This is a genomic window from Paraburkholderia sp. GAS448 (assembly GCF_050435685.1).
Lineage (GTDB): Bacteria > Pseudomonadota > Gammaproteobacteria > Burkholderiales > Burkholderiaceae > Paraburkholderia.
In genome coordinates, this window is sequence record NZ_JBNDKT010000165.1 from 1 (window position 1) to 1054 (window position 1054).

Consider the following 1054-nt stretch of genomic DNA (forward strand, 5'->3'; position numbering starts at 1 on the left):
GCGTCGAGCGTGGACGCGGTGAACGGCTCGCAGCTGTTTGCGACCAACACCAACGTGACGAACCTGGATAACCGGGTGACGACGGTGGAAGGCGACATGACCAGCATCAGGAGCGGCCTGAACAATACGGGCATCGGTCTGGTGCAGCAGGCGGGGGCAGGCGAAGCGCTCACGGTGGGCAAGGACACGGACGGCAATGAAGTGAACTTCGCCGGTACGGCGGGCGAGCGCGTGCTGTCGGGCGTGGCTGCCGGTACGGCAGACACGGACGCGGTGAACGTGTCCCAGCTGAAGGCGTCGGGCCTGATCGGTAACAACGGGCAGACGATTGCTGCGGTGACCTATGATACGAACGCCAACGGCATGCCGAACTACAACAGCATAACGCTGGGTGGTGGACTTTCGGCAGGTCCGGTGGTGCTGACCAACGTTGCCAGCGGCACAAGCCAGTACGACGCAGTGAACTTCGGCCAGCTGTCGGAGCTGAAGGACTACGTCACCAGCATTGACGGCCGGGTGACGACCGTCGAGAACAGTGGTGGTTCAAACCCGTACTTCAACGCGAACGACACCCAGCCGAACAGTGGCGACCAGGCTGTGATCAACGCTGCAGTGCCGGGTGCCGGGACGGGGAGTACGGCTGCGGGCTCGGGCGCAACGGTGGCAGGTAACTACGGCACGGCCGTGGGTTCAAATGCCAGCGCTGCGGCGGACAATACGGTGGCGATCGGCTCGGGCGCGCAGGCAAACGCTGCCAACTCGGTTGCGCTCGGCCATGATTCAGTGGCCGATCGCGCCGGCTCGGTGTCGGTGGGTTCGGCGGGCAACGAACGTCAGGTCACTAACGTCGCAGCGGGTACGGCATCGACTGATGCGGTCAATGTTGGCCAGCTGAATGACTCGATTGCGGCAGCCGTGGGACCGCTGCCGGCCGGCACGACGGCCAAGGACTACACCGATCAGCGTATCGCCGGCGTCCAGAATCAGATTAACGACGTAGCGAAGGGCGCCTACTCCGGTGTCGCGGCTGCGACGGCGTTGACGATGATTCCTG

1 protein-coding gene is annotated in these 1054 nt (G+C 64.1%); it reads left to right on the forward strand.

Going from position 1 to position 1054, the window contains the following annotated elements; genetic code table 11:
* Positions 1-1054, forward strand: a 1054-nt coding sequence (locus tag P3T23_RS47830; RefSeq protein WP_429322977.1) for a YadA family autotransporter adhesin, incomplete at both ends; no start/stop codon positions are given.